The sequence below is a fragment of the Flavobacteriales bacterium genome (assembly GCA_013214975.1).
In the GTDB taxonomy this organism is placed as follows: domain Bacteria; phylum Bacteroidota; class Bacteroidia; order DT-38; family DT-38; genus DT-38.
In genome coordinates this window covers 1-4,216 of sequence record JABSPR010000161.1, presented here as the reverse complement: position 1 = coordinate 4,216, position 4,216 = coordinate 1, and the positions used below count along the sequence as shown (strand labels likewise).

4 protein-coding genes are annotated in these 4,216 nt (G+C 33.8%); 2 read left to right on the top strand and 2 right to left on the bottom strand.

Annotated elements, in window-relative coordinates:
* Positions 1 to 277 precede the first annotated feature (277 nt).
* Positions 278 to 676: a transcriptional repressor gene (locus HRT72_05865; protein NQY67232.1), complete on the bottom strand. Its 399-nt coding sequence runs from the start codon at positions 674 to 676 to the stop codon at positions 278 to 280.
* A gap of 80 nt (positions 677 to 756) precedes the next feature.
* Between HRT72_05865 and HRT72_05860 the strand changes: the two genes are divergently transcribed.
* Both HRT72_05860 and HRT72_05855 read left to right on the top strand, forming a co-directional pair.
* Complete coding sequence (locus tag HRT72_05860) at positions 757 to 3,036, top strand: TonB-dependent receptor (protein NQY67231.1); 2,280 nt, start codon at positions 757 to 759, stop codon at positions 3,034 to 3,036.
* A 381-nt stretch (positions 3,037 to 3,417) separates the two neighbouring features.
* Complete coding sequence (locus HRT72_05855) at positions 3,418 to 4,050, top strand: hypothetical protein (GenBank protein ID NQY67230.1); 633 nt, start codon at positions 3,418 to 3,420, stop codon at positions 4,048 to 4,050.
* 6 nt (positions 4,051 to 4,056) lie between these two features.
* Here HRT72_05855 and HRT72_05850 read toward each other — a convergent pair.
* Positions 4,057 to 4,216, bottom strand: a 160-nt coding sequence (locus tag HRT72_05850) for a hypothetical protein (protein ID NQY67229.1), incomplete at its 5' end; no start/stop codon positions are given.

Here is a 4,216-nt window from a genome sequence, read left to right as displayed (position 1 = left end):
TATGCCAGATGATTTAATTAATCGACTGGAAGAGTTTGTTGATTCATTACAACAACCGTAGATACCACAAGTCAATCAACAATGTAACTCCATCAGATGTATACTTTGGACGTGATAAAGAACTGCTTAAGCAAAGAGAAATAATTAAACAAAACACTATGAAAAAACGCAGAAAAACATACCTGTCGCAGGTTATTCAAATTTGACTTAATTTTACTTGTCCCTGGTACACTTTCTTTGAAGACTTACACTCATTGTGCACAATGCTCTAAGCATTTTATTTATTGCATTTTTTACACAAGCCAGAAGCCTGAATCTCCAGTTGATCTATTTTGAAATTGGGTAAAGTAATTTTTGGAAATCGGTCGATATCAACGCATGTTACTTGCGAACAGCTGCTACACTTAAAATGAATATGTTGATGATTATGGGCATCACCGCACTCCTCTTTACACAAGGCATAATTAGAACCTTCTCCATTTAAATTAATCTCATGAATAATTCCCTTCTCGAGAAAAATCTTAATTGTTCTGTACAGGGTAACTCGATTGTAAGATGTCAATTCATCCTCAATAATTGACAAAGAAATCGCGACATTGTACTTATCAAAAACGCCGAGCACCTCTTTTCTAAAAGGGGTTGCACTCATTTTTTTTCTTTTAAGTATGCTATCCATTAAATAAATTATTGCAACATCGTTGCACTTACAGAAAGAGTATTTATATTTGCAACAATGTTACAAATATAATTCTTCTAATGAAAATTTTATTCTCTTCTCTTCTTTTCTTCTGTTCTGCTATCAATCTTATAGGACAAGATTTTAAAGGAACTGTTCTGAACAAAGAAACACTCAAACCAATTTCTTTTGTTCAAGTGTATTTCGTGGACTTAAAGACTGGAACAACTACAAACGAGCAGGGAGTTTTTCATATTGAGCACTTCAAACAAAAAAACATTCACCTCCAATTATCTTTTGTAGGGTACGATGTGGTTGACAATATCATCAATACAGACAGCACAAAAGAACAAACCTTTTATATGCTTCCTGGTCATATTGGATTAGACGAGGTGGTAGTGTCTGCTCCAAATGGTAGATTACAAGGAGAAAATATTGTAAACATTGATCACAAGAAAATATCTGAACTACAAGAAACTTCACCCCTTAATTTAGCAGAAGCAATTAGTACCATTCCAGGTGTAGATCAAACTTCTACGGGATCGGGGATTGGCAAACCTGTTATTAGGGGATTATCGGGCAATAGAATTATTACTTATGCGCAAGGAATTAGAATTGAAAACCAACAATGGGGAGATGAACATGGATTGGGAGTTGGAGATGTAGGCATAGAAAGTGTTGAAGTAATTAAAGGTCCTGCCTCGTTACTTTATGGTTCGGATGCTTTAGGTGGTGTCTTGTATTTTATTGATGAAAGGTATGCAAGCCATAATACTGTTGAAGGATTTGCTCAATCAAAATTTCTTCTCAATACTTTGGGGGCACAGAATAACGCTGGCTTTAAAATCCACAAAGGATCGTTAAAATTCAACCTTTTTGGAACCTATACTTCCCATGCAGATTACCAAGTTCCAAGCTTTTCCAGAGTTCTTAACACCCGATTTGATGAACATAATATTAAAAGTTCCTTCGGTTTTAATACTAAAAACTGGATTTCCAATATTAGGTATAGCTATCTTAAAAACAACTTCGGAATTGTTGAAGACGGTACTTTTTCGGAAGAAACACATAGAAATTTTGAATCACTCTATCAATCAATTGAAAATCAAAATTTAAGTTTTGACAATGTAATTTTTACAGGAAAATCTAATATTAATTTAACTCTTGGATATATCAATAATTACAGAAAAGAATTTGAAGAAGAAGATCACGGCCATGGACATAGCCACACAAATCACAGTGAAGATGAACATGCCTTAGGCCTAAAGTTAAGTAGCTACACATACAATTTAAAATGGTATTCGGCTAGTTATAAAGATCAGTTTGACGTTGTAATTGGAACCCAAGGCATGCTTCAAAACAACTTAAATGACGGAGAAGAAGTTTTGATACCAGATGCCAGCACCAACGACTTAGGCGCTTTTGTTCTAGGGAATTTAAAGCTCAATAAACTTCAACTTCAATCTGGAATTAGAGCCGACGTTCGATCAATCGACACCAAAGAGATGATAACCGAAGAAAGTATTTTCTCTGCACTTAAAAGTACTTACACTGGCTTCACTTTTTCTGGAGGAGCGGTTTATAAATTGAATAAGATAAAATACAGGGCCAATATTTCAAGTGGATTCAGAGCGCCGAATACTACAGAGCTACTCTCTAACGGTGTGCATCATGGAACCAATAGGTTTATAAGAGGCGATGTAAATCTAATAAGTGAAAGGGCTATTCAATCCGATTTTAGTTTCGACTACCAACATGAGCATTTGACCTTTTCCATAAATCCTTTTTTCAATTCAATTCAGAATTACATATTCTTAATCCCTACAGATACCATAATAGATGGCAGCCCTGTTTTTAAATTCGAGCAAACAAATGCATTACTCTATGGTGGAGAAGTAGGCCTTCACTACCACCCTCACAAAGTGCATTGGCTTCATATTGAAAGTAATTTATCTACAGTTTTTGGGGAAGACAAAATTGGAAATAGATTACCATTGATTCCTCAAACAAAAATTAGCTCTACCCTTCGCGCCGAATTTAAACACAAGAAAAAAGTTCATTTCAAAAATATTTTTGTCAACCATATATATAGATTCGATCAGAACAGAATTGGAATCTTTGAAACAGTAAGCGCCAATTACACTTTACTTAATGCTGGATTAAACATTGAAATACACACAAAAAGCAATCCGATAGAAATTACAACAGGAGTTAAAAACATGCTCAATATAAATTACATAGACCACCTTTCAAGGTTCAAAACACTTGGAATTCAAAATCAAGGAATCAATTTCTATATTGGTTTAAAAATAAAGTTTAGCAAAGAGCTGAAGAAAAAAGAAGCAAGAACCCCTGAATAGTAGCGTACTCTTATAACTTTCTAGTAGAAAGAAGTAAATAGTTTACAACTAAACTGTGCACAGTCGAGCACTCCTGCTTTAAGTACTTCCTAATTACCTAGACGAATTAACTCAATCGCCTTCTCCATTTGCCCTTTAGAATACCATTCATCTTCCAATGTCCAGATGCCCAACCAAGCAAGAAACGTTCGAAGTCCGACCAGGCTATAGAATATAGTCCCCTCCACTCCTGCTCAAGTTCTTTAAAATCAACCCGTGATTTTCTTCTTTGTATTAAGTCTCTTTTTGAGACAAGAAATAAAACATTTTCATCAAAATGCACTATGAAAATAGAATGGTATAGGGTTAGTATGTAATAATAAATACTAAAAAATATACATTATGCTCTTAATAGACCCAATTATAATAACAAATAGAATCTGTAAAATAGTTAAAGTCTTATGCGGAATAATTACTATTACGCTGTTCTCTGGTTGCAGCTTCTTTGTTGCCAATGAAAATATGGATAGAGATTCTTACTACTTGGCAATAAATATTTCAAAGATGAAGGTTGATAAAGAGTTATATCCTGAAAAATGGGAGGCTAGAAATTATCTATTGTTTTTATTATTAAACCAACGGATGACATTTGTTGATTTGGCAACATTGAAAAAAGAACATATTAATGAAGCAACCTATAAGGGCAGTAAATTAATAGAAGCAAGTATTACCTATAAGCATAATAAGAATGGAATGTTAATAACCACTCCTCTTGATAGAATATCGATTCAAGTACTTAATGATTATAAGGTAGGAAAGAAACTTAGTTCAGAATACATATTTCCAATTGATTTTGATAAATCTACAGAGGGATTCAGAACATACAATAATAGTAGAAAACATTATTTAGAATCTTTTAAAAATTTAGCCGTTGAGGTAAATTGGGGTTCTAAATTTAGAATGCAAGCTATAAGGAATCACTGGTATATCTATATAAACAATTATAATGAGGCCGAATTAAGTGAGACAAATTAGCCCATCTTAATATCTTCTGATAATATTCAGAGCCATAAACGGAACTAGAATATTATTATGGGGAAGAATTACTTCAATAAACCAATGGCTTTTACCACCTGCTTCTTCGAATACCCATTCATCTTCCAATGTCCAGGTGCCCAACCTAATAGGAATCGTTCGAAGT